The sequence below is a fragment of the Chthoniobacter flavus Ellin428 genome, assembly GCF_000173075.1.
Classification (GTDB): domain Bacteria; phylum Verrucomicrobiota; class Verrucomicrobiia; order Chthoniobacterales; family Chthoniobacteraceae; genus Chthoniobacter; species Chthoniobacter flavus.
The window spans coordinates 78,653-97,832 of sequence record NZ_ABVL01000018.1 but is presented as its reverse complement, the minus strand read 5'-3'; the positions used below and the strand labels follow the sequence as shown (position 1 = coordinate 97,832).

Annotated in this window: 22 protein-coding genes; 11 read left to right on the top strand and 11 right to left on the bottom strand. The window is 60.0% G+C overall.

Annotated elements, in window-relative coordinates:
- The first annotated feature begins 105 nt into the window (after nt 1-105).
- Nucleotides 106-1,098: a phosphotransferase family protein gene (locus CFE428DRAFT_RS23835; RefSeq protein WP_049975736.1), complete on the top strand. Its 993-nt coding sequence runs from the start codon at nt 106-108 to the stop codon at nt 1,096-1,098.
- Nucleotides 1,095-2,402 (top strand): phosphopyruvate hydratase, encoded by a 1,308-nt coding sequence (eno, locus tag CFE428DRAFT_RS23830; protein WP_006982230.1) that lies wholly within the window; start codon nt 1,095-1,097, stop codon nt 2,400-2,402. The genes CFE428DRAFT_RS23835 and eno overlap by 4 nt, the downstream gene beginning before the upstream one ends.
- Here eno and CFE428DRAFT_RS23825 read toward each other — a convergent pair.
- The 6 genes from CFE428DRAFT_RS23825 to CFE428DRAFT_RS35105 all read right to left on the bottom strand — a co-directional run bounded on the left by CFE428DRAFT_RS23825 (nt 2,322) and on the right by CFE428DRAFT_RS35105 (nt 7,258).
- Nucleotides 2,322-3,671 (bottom strand): MFS transporter, encoded by a 1,350-nt coding sequence (locus CFE428DRAFT_RS23825; protein ID WP_006982229.1) that lies wholly within the window; start codon nt 3,669-3,671, stop codon nt 2,322-2,324. The two genes, eno and CFE428DRAFT_RS23825, sit on opposite strands and share 81 nt — an antisense overlap.
- A gap of 115 nt (nt 3,672-3,786) precedes the next feature.
- Nucleotides 3,787-4,608, bottom strand: coding sequence for a sensor histidine kinase (locus tag CFE428DRAFT_RS23820; protein ID WP_006982228.1), 822 nt, complete (start codon nt 4,606-4,608; stop codon nt 3,787-3,789).
- Nucleotides 4,605-5,588 (bottom strand): ATP-binding SpoIIE family protein phosphatase, encoded by a 984-nt coding sequence (locus CFE428DRAFT_RS23815; RefSeq protein ID WP_042725659.1) that lies wholly within the window; start codon nt 5,586-5,588, stop codon nt 4,605-4,607. The genes CFE428DRAFT_RS23820 and CFE428DRAFT_RS23815 overlap by 4 nt, the downstream gene beginning before the upstream one ends.
- Nucleotides 5,589-5,617: 29 nt before the next feature.
- Nucleotides 5,618-6,028, bottom strand: a complete 411-nt coding sequence (locus tag CFE428DRAFT_RS23810; RefSeq protein WP_006982226.1) for an anti-sigma regulatory factor — start codon at nt 6,026-6,028, stop codon at nt 5,618-5,620.
- Nucleotides 6,025-6,399, bottom strand: coding sequence for an STAS domain-containing protein (locus CFE428DRAFT_RS23805; RefSeq protein ID WP_006982225.1), 375 nt, complete (start codon nt 6,397-6,399; stop codon nt 6,025-6,027). The genes CFE428DRAFT_RS23810 and CFE428DRAFT_RS23805 overlap by 4 nt, the downstream gene beginning before the upstream one ends.
- 13 nt (nt 6,400-6,412) lie before the next feature.
- On the bottom strand, nt 6,413-7,258 hold the full coding sequence (locus CFE428DRAFT_RS35105; RefSeq protein WP_006982224.1) for a PAS domain S-box protein: 846 nt from the start codon (nt 7,256-7,258) through the stop codon (nt 6,413-6,415).
- Nucleotides 7,259-7,507: 249 nt separating this feature from the next.
- Between CFE428DRAFT_RS35105 and CFE428DRAFT_RS23795 the strand changes: the two genes are divergently transcribed.
- Complete coding sequence (locus tag CFE428DRAFT_RS23795; protein ID WP_006982223.1) at nt 7,508-7,816, top strand: putative quinol monooxygenase; 309 nt, start codon at nt 7,508-7,510, stop codon at nt 7,814-7,816.
- Nucleotides 7,817-7,840: 24 nt separating this feature from the next.
- Here the strand turns inward: CFE428DRAFT_RS23795 and CFE428DRAFT_RS23790 are convergent, their stop codons facing one another.
- The 4 genes from CFE428DRAFT_RS23790 to CFE428DRAFT_RS23775 are packed head-to-tail and all read right to left on the bottom strand — an operon-like array spanning nt 7,841 to nt 11,622.
- Entirely contained in the window at nt 7,841-8,584 is a 744-nt protein-coding gene (locus CFE428DRAFT_RS23790) for a polysaccharide pyruvyl transferase family protein (protein ID WP_006982222.1), read from the bottom strand.
- On the bottom strand, nt 8,581-10,089 hold the full coding sequence (locus CFE428DRAFT_RS23785; protein WP_006982221.1) for a glycosyltransferase family 2 protein: 1,509 nt from the start codon (nt 10,087-10,089) through the stop codon (nt 8,581-8,583). Before CFE428DRAFT_RS23785 ends, CFE428DRAFT_RS23790 begins: the two co-directional genes overlap by 4 nt.
- Nucleotides 10,090-10,114: 25 nt before the next feature.
- Nucleotides 10,115-10,735, bottom strand: a complete 621-nt coding sequence (locus CFE428DRAFT_RS23780; RefSeq protein ID WP_006982220.1) for a hypothetical protein — start codon at nt 10,733-10,735, stop codon at nt 10,115-10,117.
- 53 nt (nt 10,736-10,788) lie between these two features.
- Nucleotides 10,789-11,622, bottom strand: a complete 834-nt coding sequence (locus CFE428DRAFT_RS23775) for a hypothetical protein (protein ID WP_006982219.1) — start codon at nt 11,620-11,622, stop codon at nt 10,789-10,791.
- 81 nt (nt 11,623-11,703) lie between these two features.
- Between CFE428DRAFT_RS23775 and CFE428DRAFT_RS36125 the strand changes: the two genes are divergently transcribed.
- The 3 genes from CFE428DRAFT_RS36125 (at nt 11,704) to CFE428DRAFT_RS23760 (ending at nt 13,228) form a co-directional block, all read left to right on the top strand.
- Nucleotides 11,704-12,198, top strand: a complete 495-nt coding sequence (locus CFE428DRAFT_RS36125; RefSeq protein WP_083805313.1) for a GNAT family N-acetyltransferase — start codon at nt 11,704-11,706, stop codon at nt 12,196-12,198.
- A 78-nt stretch (nt 12,199-12,276) separates the two neighbouring features.
- Nucleotides 12,277-12,609 (top strand): PadR family transcriptional regulator, encoded by a 333-nt coding sequence (locus CFE428DRAFT_RS23765; RefSeq protein ID WP_042725657.1) that lies wholly within the window; start codon nt 12,277-12,279, stop codon nt 12,607-12,609.
- Nucleotides 12,602-13,228, top strand: a complete 627-nt coding sequence (locus CFE428DRAFT_RS23760) for a permease prefix domain 1-containing protein (protein ID WP_006982216.1) — start codon at nt 12,602-12,604, stop codon at nt 13,226-13,228. Before CFE428DRAFT_RS23765 ends, CFE428DRAFT_RS23760 begins: the two co-directional genes overlap by 8 nt.
- Before the next feature lie 108 nt (nt 13,229-13,336).
- Here CFE428DRAFT_RS23760 and CFE428DRAFT_RS23755 read toward each other — a convergent pair whose 3' ends face one another.
- The gene (locus tag CFE428DRAFT_RS23755; RefSeq protein ID WP_006982215.1) at nt 13,337-13,543 is read right to left on the bottom strand and encodes a hypothetical protein; all 207 of its coding nucleotides are present in this window, start codon (nt 13,541-13,543) and stop codon (nt 13,337-13,339) included.
- Between the two features lie 11 nt (nt 13,544-13,554).
- Between CFE428DRAFT_RS23755 and CFE428DRAFT_RS23750 the strand changes: the two genes are divergently transcribed.
- From CFE428DRAFT_RS23750 to CFE428DRAFT_RS23730, 5 genes are all read left to right on the top strand, one after another.
- Nucleotides 13,555-14,571, top strand: coding sequence for a 3-keto-disaccharide hydrolase (locus tag CFE428DRAFT_RS23750; RefSeq protein ID WP_006982214.1), 1,017 nt, complete (start codon nt 13,555-13,557; stop codon nt 14,569-14,571).
- Between the two features lie 214 nt (nt 14,572-14,785).
- Nucleotides 14,786-15,277, top strand: a complete 492-nt coding sequence (locus CFE428DRAFT_RS23745) for a PepSY domain-containing protein (protein ID WP_006982213.1) — start codon at nt 14,786-14,788, stop codon at nt 15,275-15,277.
- Nucleotides 15,278-15,640: 363 nt separating this feature from the next.
- Nucleotides 15,641-16,294, top strand: a complete 654-nt coding sequence (locus CFE428DRAFT_RS23740) for a response regulator transcription factor (RefSeq protein WP_006982212.1) — start codon at nt 15,641-15,643, stop codon at nt 16,292-16,294.
- Entirely contained in the window at nt 16,291-17,730 is a 1,440-nt protein-coding gene (locus tag CFE428DRAFT_RS23735; protein WP_006982211.1) for an ATP-binding protein, read from the top strand. The genes CFE428DRAFT_RS23740 and CFE428DRAFT_RS23735 overlap by 4 nt, the downstream gene beginning before the upstream one ends.
- Nucleotides 17,731-17,769: 39 nt before the next feature.
- Nucleotides 17,770-18,711, top strand: coding sequence for a hypothetical protein (locus CFE428DRAFT_RS23730; protein WP_006982210.1), 942 nt, complete (start codon nt 17,770-17,772; stop codon nt 18,709-18,711).
- The last annotated feature ends 469 nt before the right edge of the window (nt 18,712-19,180 follow it).

The following is a 19,180-nucleotide window of genomic DNA, read 5'->3' as shown; positions in this document are numbered from 1 at the left end:
TCCAGCGACCTGCTGGAGTAAATCTGCAAAGGATTGATTCTCTTTGAGCATCATCCAATGCTCGCCGGTTGCGACCGTTGTCGCGCGTCATCCCCACCAGACCCCGTGAACGAATCCGCTGAATTTTTGCAACTGCTCCGCCAGGACGGCGTCGTGCGGACAGACGATGCGCGGCTCATGCCGCTGACGGGCGGGGTTTCGTGCGAAATTTATCTCGTGGAAGACGGCGCCGAGCGCTTCGTCGTCAAGCGCGCTCTGGCCAAGTTGAAGGTCAAGGCCGACTGGTTTGCCGATATCTGCCGCAATCGTTACGAATGGGAGTTCATTCGCTATGTGTCGCGTTTTCTTCCAGCGGTGGTGCCGGCGCTGCGACATTGTTCGGCGACGGGGAATTACTTCGCCATGGAGTATCTGGGCGGCGAATTTCAGAACTGGAAGCAGCAACTGCTGGCAGGTGAGGCGAGGCCGGAGGCGGCGGCGCAAGCGGGCGGCTTGCTGGCGGAAATTCATCGTCATTCGACGGGAGATGCGGAGGCGAAGCGGATTTTCGATACGACGCCGAATTTCTATCAATTGCGCATCGAGGCCTATCTGCTGGCGACGGGAGTGAAGCACCCTGAGTTGCGACCGTTGTTTGAAGCGGAGGCGGCGCGATTGGCGGCGACCCGCGAGTGCCTGGTGCACGGCGATTTCAGTCCGAAGAACATTCTCGTCAGCCCCGAGCGGATGGTGCTGCTGGATTGCGAAGTGGCCTGGTATGGCGACCCGTCCTTCGATCTCGCTTTCATGCTGAATCACTTTTTCCTCAAGACGCTGCTTCATGCGCCGCGGGAGGTCGGTATGCGACGGATGGTCGAAGCATTTTGGGCGGCCTATCAAACGGGACGGCCGACACCGGAGCTCGAAACGCGCGTCGGACGGTTGCTGGTGATGCTGCTCCTGGCTCGCGTGGACGGCAAATCGCCGGTCGAATATCTCGACGTTGGTCGACAGGATTTCGTGCGCCAATTCGCGCGGGTCATGCTTCACGAAGAAGCACCTTCCCTCGGCGTGGTGACGAACGCGTGGTTTGCCCGGCTGTCCCAATTTACTTCATGAAAATTAGCTCCATCTCGGCCTATCAAGTTTTCGATTCCCGCGGCAATCCGACCGTCGAAGCGGAAGTGGTTTTGGAAAACGGCGTGCGCGGACGTGGCACCGTACCTTCTGGCGCCTCCACGGGTCAGTTTGAAGCGTTGGAACTGCGCGACCGGGATGTCCAATGCTTCCGTGGAAAATCCGTTCTGCGGGCGATCGCCAATGTGCAGGACATCATTCGCCGCGAACTGCGTGGGCGCGATGTCTTCGACCAGGCGGGCCTGGACCAGGCGATGATCGAACTCGATGGCACGCCCAATAAAAGCCGGCTCGGCGCGAATGCCATCCTCGGTGTTTCCATGGCGGCGACAGCGGCGGCCGCGAGTGCGCGGGGCGAACCGCTCTTCGCCTATCTCGGCACCGGCGATCTCCTGCCGCTGCCCGAGATCCAAATCACGGGTGGTGGGGCGCATGCCAATTGGCGGACCGATGTACAGGACTATTTGCTCATCGCTACGGGAGCGCGCAGTTACGCGGAAGTGATGGAGATCACGCACAATGTCTATCATGCGGCCGGCGATATTCTGAAGAGGCGGGGAAGTTACTTCGGCGTAGCGGATGAGGGTGGCTACTGGCCGGAGTTCAAGACGAATGAGGAGCCGCTGCAGTTACTGGTCGAGGCGATCAAGGCCGCGGGTTACGAGCCGGGGCGTGATGCGGTGATCTCGCTGGACGTAGCGGCGAGTGATTTGTTCGACGAAGAGAGTGGCACTTATCAGTTTGGGCTGGAGCAACGCCGGTTTTCGACGGCGGAATTTGCCGCGCTCATCGAGGATTGGTGCGCGCGTTATCCGATCATCTCCCTTGAGGACCCGATGGCGGATACTGATTGGGAAGGCTGGCAGATGGTCTTCCAGAAGCTCGGGCGCAAGATCCAGCTCATCGGCGACGATCTTTTCACGACGAATATCCACCGCATCCGGACCGGCATCGAAAAAGGCATCGCCAATGCCGTGCTCATCAAGCTCAACCAAATCGGCACGGTGACCGAAACGCTGGAGGCGATTCGCACCACGCAGCAGGCCGGTTGGCTGCCGGTGGTTTCCGCGCGCTCCGGCGAGACGGAGGATACTTTCATCTCACACCTCGCCGTGGCGGCGAATGCCGGTCAGCTCAAGGTCGGTTCCTTTTCCCGCAGCGAACGCATGGCCAAATGGAACGAAGTCATTCGCATCGAGCGAGCCCTAGGCGAGCGCGCCCGCTTTGTCGGCAGCCAGATTTTCGAGACGATTCTTCCGGGTCGAAATGAGCACGGCGGCGGCTGAGACGAGGCAGCAAAAGGCGACGAGCAGCGCGGGGTAGATGGGATTCGGGCTGCGATCGCGAATGCCGCCAACGACATACGGGCTCACGAAACCGCCGAGGTTGCCGACGGAGTTGATCCACGCGAGTCCGGCCGCGGCGGCCGCGCCGGAAAGCATGCTCGTGGGCAGCGCCCAAAATGTGGAGATGCTCGACATGATGCCGGCGACGGCGAAGGAGAGCACGACGATGCCGAGCACGGGTGGCAGCCCGTGCAGTCCACAGAAAATCAGGAACACCGCCGAGACGAGCAACGCCACGGTGAGATGCCAGCGGCGTTCCCCGGTGACGTCGGAGTGGTGGCCAAACCAGATCATCGTGACTGCACCCACGCCCCAAGGGATGATGGAGACCAGGCCGATTTTCCATGGGTCGGTGGTGATGCCGCTCTTGATGATTTCCGGCATCCAGAAGCCGACGAAATAATTCGCGACGACCATGCCGAAATAGACGAGGCAGAACCACCAGACCTGCGGGCTGCGGAAAGCGCCGGCGATGCTGTGGTGGGACTCGCCCTGGCTGCGCTTGAGCGCTTCTTCCTCGGCGAGCGCCTGGACGAGAATTTCCTGTTCCTCCGCGCTGAGCCATTTGGCCTTCTTCGGACCATCGTCGAGGTAGTAAATGGCGATGATGCCGACGATGGCAGAGGGGATGCCCTCGAGTAGGAAGAGCCATTGCCAATTGGCCAGCCCGCCGAAGGTGCTCATTTTTCCCATGATCCAGCCCGAGAGGGGACTGCCGAACGCCCCCGAGAGCGCGATGGCGCTCATGAACATGGAAATGGTCTTGGCGAGATGAGTGCGAGGAAACCAAAACGTGAGATAGAGGACGACGCCTGGGAAGAAACCCGACTCAATGGTGCCGAGGAGAAAACGCAGCGAGTAGAAGAGCGTCGACGTTTTGGCAAACAGGGTCAGCGAGGAGACGACGCCCCAGACGATCATGATCGGCCCGATCCAGCGCCGTGCACCGACCTTTTGCAGCATGAGATTGCTCGGCACTTCCCACAGAAAATAGCCGATGAAAAAGATACCCATGCCGATGCCATACATTTCCTCGGTCATGCCGAGGTCGTGTTGCATCTGGAGCTTGGCAAAGCTCACGTTCACCCGGTCGACATAGGAGAGGATGTAGCAGAGGAAAAGGAAGGGGATGAGGCGCAAGGTGACTTTACGGTAGACGGCCTGGCGTGCGTCACGGTGTTCCTGGGAGGAAGAATCAGTGCGGATCATGAAAGTGGGGGAGAGTGCCTGCGGCGGATCGCACGGCACCGTTTGAGGTATTCCGCGGAGTCCGCTTCGGCAAGCGGGTTTGCGAAACGCCGCCGCAACAGTCGCACCGGCTCCGCTAGTTCGGCAGCGTGAAGAAAAACGTCGCGCCCTTGTTTACTTCCGCCTTCGCCCAGATGCGGCCGCCGTGCCGATGGATGATGCGCTGCACAATGGATAGTCCGACGCCGGTGCCCTCAAATTGATCGGCGCTGTGCAGGCGTTGAAAGACGCCGAATAATTTGGCCGCATACGACATGTCGAATCCTGCCCCGTTGTCGCTGATGAAAAAGACCAGATCCTTGGGTTCCTGATAGTAGCCGATGTCGATCGTCGCCAACTCCCGTTTGCGCGTGAATTTGAACGCGTTGGAAATGAGATTGAAGAAGACCTGCTTGAGAAGCGTCAGGTCACCGCAGCAATCGGGTAACTCGCCCACCCGGATGTCCACCTGGCGCCCTTCGCGCTCCCCTTGCAATTCATCGAGCACCTGCTGAACGAGACTGACGGTGTTCACCGTGCGCTTGTTGATCGGTTGCCGGCTGAGCCGGGAGAAATTGAGCAGATCATCGATCAAATGCCCGAGGTGCTGGGCGCTGTTGCAGACCTTGTCCAGCAAGGCTTGGGCGGGTGGAGGGAGTTGCTCGCCATAGCGCTCGCGGAGCAGTTGGCCGAATCCATCGATGTGCCGCAGGGGCGCCCGCAGATCGTGCGAGATGGAATAGGAAAAGGCTTCGAGCTCTTTGTTGGCCGCGGCCAATTCGGCAGTGCGCTGCTCCACGCGCTTCTCCAGTTCGAGCGTGAGGGCGAGGACTTCGCGATTGGTCTCGGCGAGTTCTTCCTGCAGAAGGCGGATCGTTTCCTCGGGGTCTTGCAGGTCGGAGGGGCTCACGAAGCTCATGGTTTTGCGGTGCGGGCGACGAGGACGGTGGCGTCATCGTCTATTTTTCCGAGGTCGGTGAGCAACCGCTGGGCGATGATCCCAGGGGCGCTTGTCGCCACGTGCCGAAATTCCTCCCACGCCCATTGGGTGCGCAAGCCGTCCGAGTGCATGATCAGGATGCTCTCGGGTGTCCACGGATGCTCGGCCACCACAGGATTCGGCGCGTTCAAGCCCACAACGCCTCGGCGCACGGGAACATTCCGGTCCGCACCACCGATCAAACGCGTCTCGATGTTGCCCACGCTGGCCGTGGCCACCGTGTGCTGCGCCGCGTTAAAGCGGGCCAGTGCCATCACGACGCCGCGCGTGGCGCTGCAGGCGCGGCCCGCGCCACGGAAAAGATTTTCCAGCGATTGGTCGAAATGCTGGTCGAGATATCTCCGGGCGCATTGGGCGGCCCGCTGGGCAAATGGTCCGTGCCCGAGGCCATCGATGACCCCGGCAAGAGCGCCGCCTTCCCATTGGCGGATGAAGAAGGTATCCCCATTCTCTGGTTGGCGGCGATAGGCGCGGGTGGCGGCGCCAAATTCCAGCCAGCGCACAAATGGCGTCGCATTTTTGGCACGAAGCCATCGCTGACAGACAATGCGAGTGCCGGTGGGGGAGAGAGAGTAAAATTCCAGCTCATGCATCAGCCGGTTCACCGTGCCGAGTCCCGTCCCAAGACTGCCCGCGGTGGAATAGCCGTCGGTGAGTGCCTGTTCCACATCGAGAATGCCCGGGCCACGATCCTCGGATTCGACCTGAATACCGGCCCGGCCGTCGGTGGCGCGGAGCGTGATTGTCCCGCCGCGCGTGTGTTTGGTCAGATTGGTCGCCAGCTCGGTGACCGCCAAAACGATTTCATCACAATCCTGGGAACCGAAGCCCAACGATGCCGCCAGACGCCTCGCCGCATCCGTGGCACGCTTGATCTCCGCGGGGCGTGCGACCTCCACCCGAATACTTTCAGCTGGTGCCTCTGTTGTCAGATCATGCGCCATTTCTTGAGGGTGATCGTAGTGCCCTGCCCGGATGCGGTCTGGATGTCTAATTCATCCATGAGCCGCTTGGCCCCGGGCAGGCCGAGCCCCAGGCCCGCTCCCGTGGAATAGCCCTCCTGGAGAGCCAGTTGCACGTCGGCGATACCGGGACCGTGATCAATAAATCGCAGTTCGATCCCCATCCGGCCGGGCTCTTCGAGCTGGCGCCAGGTCATGGCGCCTTCGCCGGCATACTTGAAAACATTGCGCGCCAGCTCCGAGGCGGCCGTGACGATGCGTGTGACGTCGGTCATCCCGAAACCCACCTGCATCGCGGCGTCCCGTACCGTCCGTCGCGCTGCGACGATATCGCTTTCGGATTTGATGGCAATTTCACCTGGGAGGACCGGGTTCATCGGGGGTCCCGCGGACGCTCGGCCGTAGCGGCATCGAGGGCGCGTTCTACGTTGAGGGATGTTTCGATGTTCTTCAGGGTCAGGCCGATCTGCGTGGCTGTGACCGCCACGGCCGGCCGCATCCCCGCGACGATGGTTCGTCCGCCCATCAGCGCCACCATTTGCGCGGTTTCGGAAACGGTGCGCGCGAAAAACGAATCCAGCGTTTCCACCGTAGAGATATCGAGGATCACTCCCTTGGCGTCCGTGCGTTCCATTGCGGTGAGGACTTTATTTTGCAGCGAGGAGATCGTGGAATCATCCGGGTCGGAGGGCATGGTGACCATGAGGATATCGCGCACCTTGATGACCGAGATGCTTTCGTTGTTCATGATCTGGAAGATCTTACGACTTGGGGCCGACTTTCAAATTGAGGATTTCCAGCGCCATGCGCACGCCGGCGGTAAGCGAGGAGCGGGTAAAGACATTCGAGAGATCGATGCCGAGATGCACGAGGGTCTGGGCGATAGTGGGACGGACTCCGGTGAGCACGACATCGGCGCCGAGCAATCGCACGGCGGCAACGGTCTCGATGAGATGCTGCGCCGTCTGCGAATCGATGGTCGGCACGCCGGTGATATCCAGCAGGGCGACCGGCGAACTGGTTTCGGTGACCCGCTGCAGCAGGCGCTCCATGAGATGCTGTGTGCGCTGGCTGTCGAGCGTGCCGATGAGCGGCACGAGCAGAATGCCTTCCCACACCTGCACTACCGGCACCGCCGCCATTTCGAAAATCTCCTGGGACTGTTTTCTGATCTTCTCCTCAGCCGCACGTCGCTCCGATAGATCCCGGGTGACCTTGCCAAAGCCGACCAATTTGCCCTCTTTATCGCGCAACGCAGTAAGAACGACATTGGCCCAAAACCGTGTCCCGTCCTTGCGCACGCGCCAACCTTCGTCTTCAAAACGCCCTTCCTTTTCCGCGACCGCGAGTTCCGTGGCAGTCTTGTGACTGACGTTATCTTCCGGGGGATAGAATTTGGAAAAATGCTGTCCGATGATTTCTTCGGCTCTCCACCCTTTCAGCCGCTCGGCGGTGGGACTCCAGCTTGTGACGTTTCCTTTGGGATCCAGAAGGATGATCGCGTAGTCGCGAACATTTTCTACCAGCATCCGGAGCATGTCCGGTGTTGTAACTGCCTCGAGGCGTTTTTCGCCGCCGCCATTGGGGGATTTCGTTTTCGACTTCATGATTTGCACGCAACTTGAAGGTCAGACCACAAACATTCGTATCCGAATCGCACGTAAAAAGAAAAGAGGTCTTTCGAAAATCGTCGGTAAGGAAGTACCGGACGGAGAGCGATGTTACTCAATCCATCGAATGTTATACATCGATCGGGATAATCTCTTTAGTCGACTTGTATGACATGACTGGCTCCTGTATCAAAATGACAAGGGAGGATTGCCAAATCCGCGTTGGAAACTCATGGTGCAAATCCCATGATCCACGTCATCGCCATCATCACCACCAAACCCGGCCTACGTGACTCCGTCCTCTGCAAGTTCTCGGAAATCGTGCCCCTCGTTCGGGCGGAACAGGGCTGCGTCGAATATGAAGCAGTGGTGGATTTCATGCCAGTGCAGGACGGACAGACGCCGCTCGGTCCCGATACCTTCATGGTTGTGGAGAAATGGGAAAGCGCGGAAGAGTTGGACGCGCATTCCAAGATACAGCACATGGTGGTCTACCGTGGAAAAGTGAAGGACATGATTGCCGGTCGCGCGATTCACGTCCTTTCCCACGCTTGATTTTCGAATGAAGGCCGTCGCGGCTCAGACGAAGGGCCTGGGAGTGATGCGAATTCCCAAGTGGCGCTCGAGGAAGGAGATATAGCGCTGGCGCCAGGCGGACACGTCCTGCACGAACGGCGTGTCGTAGCGCGCGCCGACGGCATCGAGGATGGAAAAGCGGCGATTGCGTTCGCGGTTTCCCCAGCGCATCGGATCCTGAATGATGACCGGCGTCCCAAAGGCGAGACAGGGGAGGGCGACATGCAGTCGCGAAGTGGTGACCAGCTCGGCGCACCGGTAGCGCTGGAGTAACTCGCGGGCCAGGCTCAATTGCGCGTCCCACTCCATGTCGCCGATATCGTGGCAGATCGCGGTGCCTTCCGCGCCTTTCGCATCGACCGCATAAATGCCACTACGCGGACCGGTGTAGGGATCGAAAGACAGCGTCGCGCAACCGATGAGGGTGGCGCGAATCTTCCGGTCGGCACACCACATCACGGTCGCCGGGTCACGCGCGCCGACCTCGGAGAAACGTGAATTGCCGATCCAGCGATAGTTATGCTCGTTGCTATGCACATACACGCCGGCGAAGAGGCAATTCGGATTGGTGACCGGAGGTTGGTTATTGCCCAGCCAGCCATTGACGATGAAAGGGATATCTTCCGCGGGGGTATCGAGATCCCGCCAGACATAACTCACCGCGGGCAATAGTCGCTCGAGCGCGATGGTCTGGATCGCATCGCCGATGTTCCAGGTCTTGCGGTAGCGGTGGACTTGAAAGGTCATGGATTCACCATGGCACCAGGGGCATCGGCCTGCAGCGGTTTCCAACCCGCCTCCATCTGCGCGCGAATGAAATCCGCCCGCCGCGAAAAATGGTCACTCCGGTGCCAGAGGGCATGCGGTTCCGGCAGATGCTCCATCGCGAGGGAAGTATCTCTGCCGCCGTCGCGGGTGACGACGCACGGGTATTTGGTCGCGCGTTGAATCGACATGCACATCAGCAGGTCGTCCTCGCACTCCACGCGATGAATGCCGAGCGCCGCGGCGGCGAGAAAGATGTGCTTCAAATTGGCCGTGCGAATGAAATAGGAGCGGACGAGGAAATCGACCGGCAGGACCCTCCGGGGTGAGCGTTGCCTGTCATGGACGAGTTCCTGGCCGTCTGGCGAAATATGCCGGCCGAATTCTCCCATCACCGAAAAGTGCGGATATTCGGCCGCGCAGAGGAGGAGATGCTCGACGGCATTGGGTCCGGGCAACAGATCGTCATCGTGAAAAAGCGTGTACGGCGCCATGTAGCCGAGGCAGGGGACGAAGCGATTGAAGGAGCCGAAATTATGGCCGAAGACGAAATGCCGGTGGGCCATGCGCAGGACGTCCTTGGGAAGCGCGTACTCCGGTTGGTCCGCGGCATCAATCACGGTCACCGAGCAGAATCTTCCCTGCCGGCGAAAAGCTTCCACGATGCGCCGCACATTATCCGGCCGACGCCAGTTCACCACGACCACTTCCACCGGATGCGTCCGCTTGGTTTCTTCCACGATGCGTCCGGTCTCGCGATGGATGCCGCGCCGGCCGTGATCGTTGATCGCCACGCCATTGGCCGGACCCATATTCTGCATCTGCCAGCCATTTTGGCGGAGCGCTTCGCTGAGATAAACATCGTCGCCTTCTTTCACCAGGCGCCGGTCTGGCCAGTCGAGCGCACGCACTGCTTTGGTCTTGATCAGCCAGCATCCGCCCGCGACGAAGAACCACCGCCCATCACCGCTCTCCCGGCCCTCGTATTCGAATACGTCTTTGCCACCCGGTTGCCAGGAGGGCGGCTCTTTGCCCGCAAACCATTCCGCGCGCCGGACCCATTCCACCGCATCGCGCCCGTAACAAAACTCATGTTCGTGGCTCACATAGTAGACACGGCCCCACATCATCGTCTCCGGCGAAGCCGTGCGCGCGGCATCCATCCATTTGGAAAAGGTCTCCGCATTCTCAATCCACGAATCGTCATCGAACCACCAAATGTATTCCGTCTGCACTTCGGCAAACAGGCGCCGCATCATCGGGCACTTGTTCACATTCTCCTCGCTGCAAATCAGCGTATCGATGTCTCCCGACGCGTGGAGTGTCTCGAGGTAATCCCTGGTTTCCGGTCCGGGCGAATTAGCCGCGACGAGCAGGCGATACTCCGTGCGCGGACAGTGCTGCTGAACGGACTCGATGCATCGGCGGACCAAACCCATATAATCCCCGTAGGTCAAAACGCAGATACTGACGATGGCTGAATTCATGAAAGGGGTTCGCGAGAAGCTCAGCTCAGCGCGAACCGAAATAGAAGAGCATCAAGGCGAGTGGCAACGCCTCGAGCTTGTCGCTGTAGGGAATGACATCCTGCCAGTTGAAGAGTTGCACGGCGATGGCCAGGGCGACGGCGAGCAGGGTGATGATCGCCTTCAAATCATCAAACCACGATGCTCCCTTGACGGGCTTTCCTTTCACAAACCGCGTGGCGATGGCGCCGAAGCCGATGCCCAGGAAGTACGAACCCACGCTGACTAATACGGGTATTCCGACGGGATCGCGCAGACGCCCCTCGCAACCGAGATAGATCGCCAGGGCGACGAAGGCCAACACGATCACCGTCCGCAGGGAGTGCCGCGGCAGAAAGAGCGGGTGCGGTTCGTCTTCGAGCAAGTCTTCCGCGGTCAGCTTTTGAATCAGCGCGGGCGAAAGCGCCACAAAACGCCGGTGCGCGAAGTAGTGCGCGAGGACGATGATGAGGGACTCGAACCAGAGCAGGCTGATGCGCCGGCCGCGGGCGGTTTGCACGATGATGAAGCCGACGGTCATGAGCGTGAGGAGCGCGCGGATGCTGCCCGCGGGCAGGCCGAGGACCCGGCGGGTCCGCGGCGCCATGAGTAGAAGTTGATAGGGCATGACGATGCGTTGCTAGGGTCAAGCAGACGATGCTCCCCCTGCGGATGGAATGATTAGAGCGCGGGTTGATCCCCGGCGGCCTGATCCTTCGCGGCTTCGTCGTCCAGCAAGGTCGCCCGCTGGTGGAGGACCCGGTCGAGTTTCTCCCAGTAGAACCACAGGCCGATGATGTTCTCGTAGCGCTTGATCACGGTCTGATGATTATCCACCGCGAGCAGGTCGCCACCACCGAAACTCAGCACGGTTTCAAGCACGTCGCGATATTTCGTCACGAAGCGCAGGCCCGAGCGATCGGTCAGCTCCGAGCCTTCTCCAAAGTGAAATTCCGCGATTTCATTCGGGCTGAACTTCTTCTTCCGGTCGAAGCGCATCTCGAAGAGCGAGCAAACCCACGGAATGAGCAGCAGCCAGCAGAGCACTGTGACGGTGCCGTGGTCATATTGCGGGTCGAGCATCGCGAAGTGATGCACGATCGGGCCGAGAATCACGATGTCGCGAAGGTTCTCCAGATACTTACAAAGGAGCCACAGCGCTGCGATCACCAGCACCCAGAGCGCCAGCTTCTTCAGGCTCATGTCGTAGAGTAGCGCGAGGATGAAAAAGACCAGCGTGGTAATGAATATCCACGCGCCGGCGCTGGCGCTGAGATAGAGCGGGACGAGAAATTTCAAGGCGAAACCGACCGCGATCACGATCCAGAGATAAAACGCGCGCGGCGCGGAGTAGACGACGATCTCGTCGATATTCGACTTACCTCGGACGAGATAAGCGACGAGGGTAAAAGGCGCGAAGATGATGCGCCGGATTCGGTTGGGGTTCTTGCTTTTTGTCGGAACCGGCGACGGCGTTTTGTCCGGGAACGCCTGCGGATTTTCTAATTCAGCCATCGAAAGTGGTAATAGACTTAACAACAGCGCCCGCCAAAACAAGCAAAACGCGGAAGTCCGCCGCGGAGAAGAACATCCGGCATGTCGGTTGCTTTATCTGTAACTGCTTCAGGGGAGGTTCGAGAACCATCGCTTCAAAAAAATAAATCCCGCTGGGCCCGCTGCAGCGGCGGACAGGGGGGTACGGCTGGCGATGAGGATGGCCAGGGCGAGTCCACCCCAGAAGCGGAGGTTGAAGCGCCCATTGCGGAGCCAGTCGACGACTGTGTCTATGATGGACTATCCGATGATCAGCACGTTGTCGGGCATGTCATGAGTTATTGGGAAGACGACCGGTGTGAGGTGACGTATTGGCTTGGGAAAGAATTTTGGGGACACGGCCTGGCCAATCGATCGCTGGCGGATTTCCTGGCGCACGTTCAGAAAATTCGCCCCATCTATGCCCGCGTGGCCAAAGACAACATGGCCTCACGCCGGATCCTGGAAAAGAACGGCTTTGCGCTGATCAGCGCGTCGAAAGGTTTTGCCAACGCCCGCGGCGAGGAGATCGAAGAATTACTTTTGGAACTGAGATAGGGTCCGGCGACACTCCCACCAGGCATCATTTATTAAAAATGATTTGCGATACATAGAAATGCTATGCATTATGGTCCTATGCTTCGCAAGGAACTCGTCGCGGCTTCCGCGGAACCGCTCATTCTTTCCATCCTCGCCGAAGGCGAAAGCTACGGCTACGCCATCATCCAGGAGATCAAGACCCGTTCTCAAAACCGCATGGAATGGACCGATGGCATGCTTTACCCCGTCCTCCATCGCCTCGAGCGCAAGGGTCAGATCAAGTCCCGCTGGGTCGAGGCCGAAAGCGGCCGCAAGCGAAAGTACTATTCCCTCAAGCAGCCCGGCAAAAAGGCCCTGGCCGAGCATCGCGAACATTGGGCCATCGTCCATGCCGTCCTTACCGGCTTCGGCCACCAATCGTATGTTTGACCTCCAGCAATCGATCACCGCGTGGCGACAGCAGATGCTGTCGGCCGGTATTCAGACGGACGCACTCCTCGACGAATTGGAAAGCCATCTGCGAGAGGAGATGGCCCGGCAAATGCGCTCGGGCATGGCCGCACCGGAGGCCTTCGAGTCCGCCGTCAGCCAGATCGGCTCGACGGAAGCCCTTCGAGCGGAGTTCGCCAAGGTGAACTCGCCCACTGCTGTCCAATGGCGCAGATGGGGTGTGATCGGCTATTCCTTGGAATTGGTGGCCTACACGGTGCTGCAGCTGCGCCAACTTTGGAGGGCTGAACCTTCGCACCAGGACCTCATCCTAGGAATCATCGGCCTCGCCGTTACCCTTGGCGTCGCCTCTGCCATTTGGCGACTGGCTCCCGCCGTGATGGGCTACATCGCCAACCAGGCCGTTCGGTCGGGCATCGTCGTCGCCAGCTGCGTATCTGTAGTAGCCTGGCTGGTCGTTTTTGCGCGGTTCATTCTGCCTGACTTGGAGCTCACGTCGGGGCAATTTGCCGTCGTTTTCCTTTGGGCGATGCTCCCGCCGGTGGCATTTCCCGCCGTCGTCAGCGGGCTCGACCAGGGCCAACGGGAGTGTGCCTGATGAATCTCCCCGCTGGGCTGGGCGATTCAACGCCTTCGGCGCAGGCGGACTCGTCGCGCTCCACGTAACGGATGGCTGGCCCCGAATGGCATTGCGTTGCCCCTCTGCTCACTTCGGCTGTCGATTCCTTCGCTGGCTGCCGATCCCGTTTTCATAGACATCGGATGACTTCAATCCTTTGCCTTGGCCGGCGGTGGCCTTTGTGGTGATTCCGTTTTCCCATCGAAAAGCGATTTCGGCAACTTTTGCGACAATTTCTCTCTTTTCGACGAATGAGGGGCCGGTATAACGACGGCTGACGCCCTTGTCGCGCATCCCTCTTAACCATGAAATTCCCCCTCTTTTCTCTCCTCCTGGTTTCGCTCTCCGCCAGCGCGCTCGTCGCGGCTGAACCCGCGACGCCGAAACCGGCCTTGAAAGTGTATTCCGATCCGGACCACACGGATGCCGATTTCCAGTTCCAGGGCGAATATGCCAGCGCGGACGCCAGGCTCGGCGGCCAGGTACGCGCCTTGGGCAACGGGCAGTTTCGCACGGAGTTTTTCGTCGGCGGCCTGCCGGGCGCCGGCTGGGACGGCAAAACGATCATTCAGAAAGCACCCAGCACCGACACGACGACGCCCGCGGACTCCCAGCTCGAGGGCGGCAAAGTGGTGATCGACCAGGTTTACAAGGGCACTTGCGACGGCCAGACCATTACCGGCCAGACCGACACGGGCGCGAAATTTGAACTCAAGCGCGTGCTTCGGAAAAGCCCGACCCTCGGCGCCGCTGCCCCGTCGGGCGCCATCGTGCTCTTCGACGGCACGAACCTCGATGAGTGGGAACCCGGCGCGCGGATGACGGAAAATAAATGGATTACGTCCGAGGGCAAAGGCGCGACGACGAAGCGGAAGTTCGAGGACTTCACCCTCCACGTCGAGTTCATGATTTCTTACATGCCGGAGACGCAATCCATCTATCAGCGCCCGAACAGCGGGGTTTATCTCCAGCAACGTTACGAAATCCAAGTGCTGGATTCCTTTGGGATCATCGAGGGCGTGCACGATTGCGGGGTGCTCTACGCGCAAGTGACTCCGACGGTCAACATGTGCTTCCCGACGCTCACCTGGCAGACCTATGACATCGATTTCACCGCCGCGCGTTGGGACGCCGCCGGCAACAAGACGAAGAATGGGCGTTGCACGGTGAAGTTCAACGGCGTGACCACGCTGGACGATGTTGAGATCCTGCATTCCACCCCGGGTGGGATCAAGGAAAGTCCCGAGCCGGCGGGCATCTATCTCCAGGCGCACGGTCACCCGGTCTTTTTCAAGAACGTCTGGCTCGTGGAAAAGAAGTAGGCGTTCGCTGGGAAACGTCCCGAGGACTGCGGTACGCCAAGGCACCGGAGCAATCGGGCTCGAAGAGGGGAACTTTGGAGGACGAGGGAAAAAGTTCGGCGGCGTCATCTTCCGATCATCTTCCGTGGGTAGCATTTCTCCCAGTTGGCAACACTGCCCACTGCGCATGGCGCTTTCGTCGTGCGAAACCTCAAACACCCATCACAAACGAATCATGAAAAACCACATTATCGCCGCTCTTTTTGCGGCTGCCTTCACCACCATCCCGGTTTCCGTGAAAGCGGGAGAAAGTGAAAAGGCGGTCAAGCTCTCGGACCTTCCGGCCGCGGCTGCCGCTGCGCTCGAGAAGCACGCCGCTGGCGGCCAGATCGTCAAGGTCGAGCAGGACGAGGAGAACGGGAAAATCTCCTTTGAAGCGAAGATCAAATCGGCTGCTGGCAAGATCAGCGAGGTGAGTGTCAACGCGGCCGGCAAGCTCCTGGCCGTGGAGGACGTCATCGAACTATCCGCGGCTCCCGAAGCGGTCCGCACCGCGATTGAGAAGGAGGCCACCGGCGGCAAAGTCGAAAAACTCGAACGCGTCACGGAAGACGGCAAAACCACTTACGAGGCGCTGATCTCCGCAAATGCCAAGCGCCGGGAAGTCGTGTTCTCGAGCGCCGGGAAGGTGGTCGAACGCGAAAACAAAACCGGAAAGAAGGACTAACCATTCTTTCAACGGCACGGCTCCGGGGCGGTGTGCACTGTTCCGGGCCAAGCATTACCCGCATCTTTTTGAGGTTCCCACAAAGACAAGAACTGCCTGCGAATCACGCCCATGACGCGGATGAAATCCTTCCCGATTCGTGTCATCTGAGTGATTCGCGAGCTTCTCTGTTCCCCTTTCGAGATGTGGGTAATGCTGAGGCCCCCGGGGCCGCTGCCCTTTTTGAATCCCCCATTTCCTCTGCTCCGGTGTCTTGGTGGTCCTGATTGGAGTCGGCGTTTTCCTGGTCCTGCAACGACCCGCACCAGCGGCCCAGCCAGGATTTGCCGATTGAAGCGGCCGTCTCTCTTGTCAGAGTGATTCATGCGCGTCCTCCTGGTCGAAGACTCCCCGCGATTGCAGCGCTCCCTCGGAGCGGCGCTGCGGAAATCTGGCTACGCGGTGGACATCGCCGGCGATGGAGAGCAAGGACTCTGGCTGGCCGAGACGAACAGCTACGACGCGGTGGTCCTCGATATCATGCTCCCCAAACTCGACGGCCTTTCCGTCGTTCGCCAACTTCGGGCCAAGGGCCGGGATACACACATCCTCCTGCTTACGGCAAAGGATACGGTGGATGATCGCGTGCGCGGCCTCGCGGATGGAGCCGACGATTACCTGGTCAAACCATTCGCCCTGGAAGAGCTCCTGGCCCGCGTCCACGCGCTTTGTCGCCGCACCTACGGCGGGAAAAGCACTTCGATTTGTGTGGCCGGTCTGGAACTCAACACGTCTTCCAAAACCGTCAAACGGGGCGAACACATCGTCGACCTTCTTCCGCGGGAATATCGGCTCCTGGAATACCTCGCGGCACGCACCGGTCAGGTCGTCACTCGCACCGAGATCGAAACGCACATCTACGATGATCTCGCCACGCCGATGAGCAACGTGGTCGACTCCGCGATTTGCGCTTTGCGGAAAAAGATCGGCAACGAGCGGATTCGAACACGGCGCGGTTTGGGTTACATCTTCGGATGAGATCGATTCGCCGCCAAATCACCCGTTCATTGCTGTTCGGGTTCATCATCTTGATGGGCCTCACTGGCTCCGCGGTCTATCTGTCGGCTCGCTATTGGCTCACGGCAGAGTTTGACCACACCCTATCCGCCACCGCGCGCTCGTTCGCCATGTTGACCCGGTTCGATGACAACAAGGTGAAAATCGACTTCGAAAACGAGCTCATGCCGGAATTCGATCGGGCGAACGGCTCCGCCTTCTTCCAACTGCGCGTCGCCGGCGGAAAGACCATCCGGCGCTCCCGCTCCCTGCACGAGTCGGAATTGCCGGAGCGATTTGGCGAAACCGATCGCCCGTCATTTTGGAATCTGACTCTGCCCAGCGGGCGCGCCGGAAGAGCGATCGGCATCCACTTTGTTCCCAAGCCTGCGGAGGAGGATGATGAAAACGTCACCCCAGTTGGCATCCCCGCAGTCACCATCGTCGTCGCACGGGACCGCACGGACCTCGACCGCTCGCTCCGATGGCTGGGTGCCTTGCTGGCCGGCGTCGGGTGTATCGCGCTGGGCGGCGTCCTCTTCATCGTGCACCGCGCGGTCACTCGCGGACTGATCCCGTTGGCGGATCTCGGCGAACGCTCCTCGCAGATTGGCTCGCACACCCTGCACACCCGTTTCCCGGTCGAGTCCATGCCCTCCGAGTTGGCGCCGATCTGCGCGCGACTCAACGATCTTCTCGCGCGTCTCGATCGAGCATTTGAACGCGAACGCAGGTTTGGCGCCGACGTGGCGCATGAGCTGCGTACGCCGCTCGCCGAACTGCGCTCTCTTGCGGAGGTCGCCCAGCGCTGGCCCGATCCGAACTCCGAAACGGCGGGCTTCTTTCGCGATACCCTCGACATTGCGCGCCAAATGGAATCGCTCGTCCTGGCTTTGCTCGCCATCGCCCGCTGCGAAGAAGGCCGCCAACCCATTCGGCGGACAGCTGTGGAGATGCCTTCGTTGATTCGGGAAATTTGGGGACGCTTCGCGCCGATGGCACGTGACAAGGATCTCAAGATTGCCATCGAGGTGGAGCGTGGCGGGATTCTGCGCACGGACCCCGAACTCCTGCGCATCGCGCTCGCAAACCTCTTCTCCAACGCCGTGGAGCATGCCCCCGCCGGCGGCACGGTCTCGATCGCCATGGATGTCGACGAGAAAGGGGTGCGCCTGACCATCGCTAACACCGTGTCGGATCTCCAGCCCGAGGACGTAAGCCATCTATTCGACCGCTTTTGGCGAAAGGATAGCGCTCGAACCGATGGCAATCACGCTGGGCTCGGACTCTCCATCACTCGTGAACTGACCACCCTGATCGGCGTCGAGCTCTCCGCGAAGATGCCCTCGCCGGAATGGGTGGAGTTCTCGTTGCAGTTCCCGGGAGCGGCTCTTGCCGGGCAGCCCGTTGAGCAATAGAGGCGGCACAATCGCATCGCTCTTCACACGACGGTCCTTATGCTGGTCGCGATGGTGAACTGCTTCGACTACGGCATTCTCGTTCTCCTTTTCCAAGGTCTCTCACTGCCCTTCGGAGTGGTGGCGGTTTATTTCCTGTGCATGCGGCAGTGGAAGCAACTGGTGGCGATCCAGAAGCATGCCGGGTCCGCGGCCAGACGCGGCGCATTCCACGAAGCCACGCGGGGCCTGCCGGCATTCGAGCCGTTGAAATGCTCGAAATGCGGTGCGGGCCTGTTGCTGGAGCCGGAGGCCTTGCATTGCGGGAACTGCGGGCATCAATGCAGCGTGCCGCCAGATTACCGTGCGGCGGTCGTGCTCGAGCAGAAACTGCAGCGGCTGCTCCGCAGCGCCCAGGGAGCATGGCGTTTCGCGTGGGTGCTCACGTCGCGTCCGGCGAGGATCCTGCTCGTGCTTCTCATCGCGGCGCAGGTCTTCGCCCTGGTTCCCCTCGCGATGTTGGATTTCGATCGGCGGCCTGATACCGCCGTATTTCGTTATCTCGCGACCTTGCCGGAAGGACCGCTCTTCTTTACCGGAGTGCTGGGCGAGGCCTCATGGTTTATCGGTTTGTGCCTGCTGATCGATCTGAGCAAACGCATGCGTCGCGACCTGCCGGTCGTACCGGTGCTGAGCCAGGAGTTGAAGGTGAGCGAAACCACGTCCTGCCAATCCTGCGGCGGCGCCATCCATTACGACCACCGTGCATTCGCAGTGATCTGTCCGTACTGTCACGTGGAGAATTTTCGGGTGCAATCCACACGCACCGCGCGGGGCCGTGACGAGAAGCACCAGGCGCGGGTGGAATTTGCGTTGTTTGGCGCACTCAACATCGTCAATGAATTCCTGTGGACCATTTGGATCTGGGGCGCAATGGCGGTCGCCGCAGCTCTCGTGATCGCTGGAAAGATCGCCCTGTGGAGCTGGCTCCACTGGGACTGAATGTTTCGATGGCGATCACACATGGGGCGGTGTGCTGATCGGGAAACAGAGTCACAAGCTCGCTGCAGCGTTCCTAAAGCGCTTCGTTCACTTTGGGAACGGGAGGTGGATATGGGAAACAGGTCCTGACGCGCGCGGTGCGCACGACTTCACCGGTGGTCGCGCATCCTGTCCTGGGCGAGCCGTAGTCAAGCTTGCGACAGCACTTTGGGGTAAGTGGAGCCGCCATACGGATAAATCAAGACCGTGGCATGCTTTGGAGCCCAGCGGCGGGGCGGCGCCCATCATTTTCTCGACGTCGGCAAACTGGACGAAGATGCCGAGTTTTTTTCCCGTGTCCGCGGGGAGTGCGCGTGAGTAAACGAAGACCTTGTTTCTTCGTGCGAGTTGCGCGGCGAAATGGGAGAGGAATCGCTCTTCGATGCCGGCATCCTTCCGGAAGGTGTCGACGAATCCGAGAACGCGCTTG